2 protein-coding genes are annotated in these 4,095 nt (G+C 59.2%); both read left to right on the top strand.

What is annotated here, in order from left to right; translation table 11 throughout:
* Window positions 1–390: 390 nt before the first annotated feature.
* Entirely contained in the window at window positions 391–2,442 is a 2,052-nt protein-coding gene (locus tag VD17_RS31010; protein ID WP_046057164.1) for a putative bifunctional diguanylate cyclase/phosphodiesterase, read from the top strand.
* Window positions 2,443–2,662: 220 nt separating this feature from the next.
* On the top strand, window positions 2,663–4,009 hold the full coding sequence (locus tag VD17_RS31005) for an imelysin family protein (protein ID WP_046057163.1): 1,347 nt from the start codon (window positions 2,663–2,665) through the stop codon (window positions 4,007–4,009).
* Window positions 4,010–4,095 lie beyond the last annotated feature (86 nt).

Raw genomic sequence — 4,095 nt, 5'->3', positions numbered from 1 at the left:
AAGCGAGGGGCCGGACGCTCGGGGCGAAGACTTTTGGTTACTTTTTGTCGTTTGAAAAAGTGACTCGCCGTAAGGGCGAAACCAATAGCGGCCGTTACCGCAGAAATGGAAATGTACACAGGGTGCATCCACAGAAACCAGCCTTCAGCCCCTTGCCCCAACGCCACACCCGTCTAACATCAACCAAACGGAAAATATGTCCAAATCCCCCTCAAGTTGAAGGCCCCAACAACCGACACAGTACAAATAGCGCAAATACTCCAAACCACAGCATTTCGGCCAAGCTACAGGCAAAACCCCATGTGATTGATTGTCCCTTTGACTGCCATCACCGGATTGCCAATACTCATGGCAACTTGACGCTACCCGCACGGAACAAGGAATGACTCTTTGAAGCTGGAACTCAAGAACAGCTTGTCGGTGAAGTTGCTTCGGGTCGTGCTCCTGTCGGCATTGATCGTCGGCGTGGTCTTGAGCTGCGCGCAGATCGTTTTCGATGCCTATAAAACACGCCAGGCCGTGGCCAGCGATGCCCAGCGCATCCTCGACATGTTCCGCGACCCCTCGACCCAGGCCGTCTACAGCCTGGACCGGGAAATGGGTATGCAGGTAATCGAAGGCCTGTTTCAGGACGACGCTGTGCGCAAGGCCTCCATTGGCCATCCCAACGAAGCCATGCTCGCGCAAAAGGCTCGCGAGCTGCAGCATTCCGACAGTCGCTGGCTGACCGACCTGATCCTCGGCAAGGAACGCACCTTCACCACCCAACTGGTGGGTCGCGGTCCTTACAGCGAGTATTACGGCGACTTGAGCATCACCCTCGACACCGCCACCTACGGCCAGGGTTTCATCGTCAGTTCGGTCATCATCTTCATCTCCGGCGTGTTGCGTGCGATGGCCATGGGGCTGGTGCTGTACCTGGTCTATCACTGGCTGCTGACCAAGCCGCTGTCGCGGATCATCGAGCACCTCACGGAAATCAATCCGGATCGCCCCAGCGAACACAAAATCCCGCTGCTCAAGGGGCATGAAAAGAACGAACTGGGGATCTGGATCAACACCGCCAACCAGTTGCTCGAGTCCATCGAGCGCAACACCCATTTGCGCCACGAAGCGGAAAACAGCCTGCTACGCATGGCCCAGTACGACTTCCTCACCGGCCTGCCGAACCGCCAGCAATTGCAGCAGCAACTGGACAAAATCCTGGTAGACGCCGGCAAGTTGCAACGTCGGGTCGCGGTATTGGTGGTCGGCCTGGACGACTTCAAGGGCATCAACGAACAATTCAGCTACCAGACCGGCGACCAACTGCTGCTGGCCCTGGCCGATCGCCTGCGAGCTCACAGTGGACGCCTTGGCGCCCTCGCCCGCCTCGGCGGCGACCAGTTCGCCCTGGTTCAGGCCGACATCGAACAACCCTACGAAGCGGCCGAACTGGCCCAAAGCATCCTCGATGACCTGGAAGCGGCATTTGCCCTCGATCATCAAGAGATTCGCCTGCGCGCCACCATCGGCATCACCCTGTTCCCCGAGGACGGTGACAGCACCGAGAAACTGCTGCAAAAAGCCGAGCAGACCATGACACTGGCCAAGACTCGCTCGCGCAACCGTTATCAGTTCTATATCGCCAGCGTCGACACCGAGATGCGCCGCCGTCGCGAGCTGGAAAAAGACCTGCGCGACGCCTTGACCCGTGGCCAGTTCTATCTCGTCTACCAGCCGCAGATCAGCTATCGCGATCACCGGGTGGTGGGTGTCGAGGCGCTGATTCGCTGGCAGCATCCAGAGCATGGACTGGTTCCGCCGGACTTGTTCATCCCGCTGGCCGAGCAGAACGGCACCATCATCGCCATCGGCGAATGGGTGCTGGATCAGGCGTGCAAACAATTGCGCGACTGGCATGACCAGGGTTTCGCCGACCTGCGCATGGCGGTGAATCTGTCCACGGTACAGCTGCACCACGCCGAGTTGCCACGGGTGGTCAACAACCTCCTGCAGATGTACCGCCTGCCACCGCGCAGCCTGGAGCTGGAAGTCACTGAAACCGGCCTGATGGAAGACATCAGCACCGCCGCCCAGCACCTGCTGAGCCTGCGCCGCTCCGGTGCGCTGATCGCGATCGACGACTTCGGCACCGGTTACTCGTCATTGAGCTATCTGAAAAGCCTGCCACTGGACAAAATCAAGATCGACAAGAGCTTCGTTCAGGACCTGCTCGATGACGACGACGATGCGACCATCGTTCGAGCCATCATCCAGTTGGGCAAGAGCCTGGGCATGCAGGTGATTGCCGAAGGCGTGGAAACCGCCGAGCAAGAGACCTACATCATCTCCGAGGGCTGTCACGAAGGTCAGGGCTATCTCTACAGCAAGCCGCTGCCGGCGCGGGAATTGAGCGCGTATCTGAAACAGGCCCAGCGCAGTAACGCGGCTATTTTGTAAAAGATCAAGAAATCGCAGCCTCGTTTCACTCTGTAGGAGCGGTGTAGGAGCTGTCGAGTGCAACGAGGCTGCGATCTTTTGATCTACAACACCACAACCCGCTAAATACGAAATATTTCCAAGCACAACCCTTTACACATAATGCGAAAGATTTGCATTATGTCGCAGTTTTGCGCGCTTGCTGCGCCATTCCACCCTCTCTCGAAGCAGGATGTTCGCCATGATTCGTATGCCTCTGGCTACCGCCAGTCTGTTGGCCATCGCCATTTCCCTCGCCGGTTGTGGCGAAGGCAAAGACAAAGCTGCCGCTGTGCAGACGCCGACTCCGGCCGCCAGCACCACGGCCCCGGCCGCTGCACCTGCCGCGACCAGTAAAGTCGACGAAGCCGCCGCCAAAGCCGTTGTCGCGCATTACGCCGACATGGTCTTCGCCGTTTACAGCGATGCCGAATCCACCGCGAAGACCCTGCAAACCGCCGTCGACGCCTTCCTCGCCAAGCCGAACGCCGACACCCTGAAAGCGGCCAAGGCTGCCTGGATCGCTGCCCGCGTTCCTTACCTGCAGAGCGAAGTGTTCCGCTTCGGCAACACCATCATCGACGACTGGGAAGGTCAGCTGAACTCCTGGCCGCTGGACGAAGGCCTGATCGACTACGTCGACAAATCCTACGAGCACGCACTGGGTAACCCGGGCGCCACGGCCAACATCATCGCCAACACCCAGGTTCAGGTCGGCGAAGACAAGGTCGACGTGAAAGACATCACCCCGGAAAAACTTGCCAGCCTGAACGAGCTGGGTGGTTCCGAGGCCAACGTCGCCACCGGCTACCACGCTATCGAATTCCTGCTCTGGGGCCAGGACTTGAACGGCACCGGCCCTGGCGCCGGCAACCGTCCAGCTTCCGACTACCTGGAAGGCAAAGGCGCCACCGGCGGTCATAACGATCGTCGTCGCGCTTATCTGAAGTCCGTGACCCAACTGCTGGTCAGCGACCTGGAAGAAATGGTCGGTAACTGGAAGCCGAACGTGGCCGACAACTACCGCGCCACCCTGGAAGCCGAGCCAGCTGAATCCGGCCTGCGCAAAATGCTGTTCGGCATGGGCAGCCTGTCCCTGGGCGAACTGGCGGGCGAGCGCATGAAGGTTTCCCTGGAAGCGAACTCCCCGGAAGACGAACAGGATTGCTTCAGCGACAACACCCACAACTCGCACTTCTACGATGCCAAAGGCATTCGTAACGTGTACCTGGGCGAATACACCCGCGTCGACGGCACCAAAATGACCGGCGCCAGCCTGTCGTCCCTGGTGGCCAAAGCCGACCCGGCTGCCGACACCGCACTCAAAGCTGACCTGGCCGCCACCGAAGCCAAAATCCAGATCATGGTCGATCACGCCAACAAGGGTGAGCACTACGACCAACTGATCGCCGCCGGCAACACCGCTGGCAACCAGATCGTCCGCGACGCTATCGCTTCCCTGGTCAAGCAGACCGGTTCGATCGAAGCCGCCGCTGGCAAACTGGGCATCAGTGACCTGAACCCGGACAACGCTGATCACGAATTCTGATCAACGCTGGCTGAATAAAAAGGCGACCTTCGGGTCGCCTTTTTCATGCCTGCCAACCACCGATCCATTGTAGGAGTGAGCCTGCT

The sequence above is a fragment of the Pseudomonas fluorescens genome, assembly GCF_000968015.1.
GTDB lineage: Bacteria > Pseudomonadota > Gammaproteobacteria > Pseudomonadales > Pseudomonadaceae > Aquipseudomonas > Aquipseudomonas fluorescens_W.
This window is presented reverse-complemented; position numbering and strand designations above follow the sequence as displayed.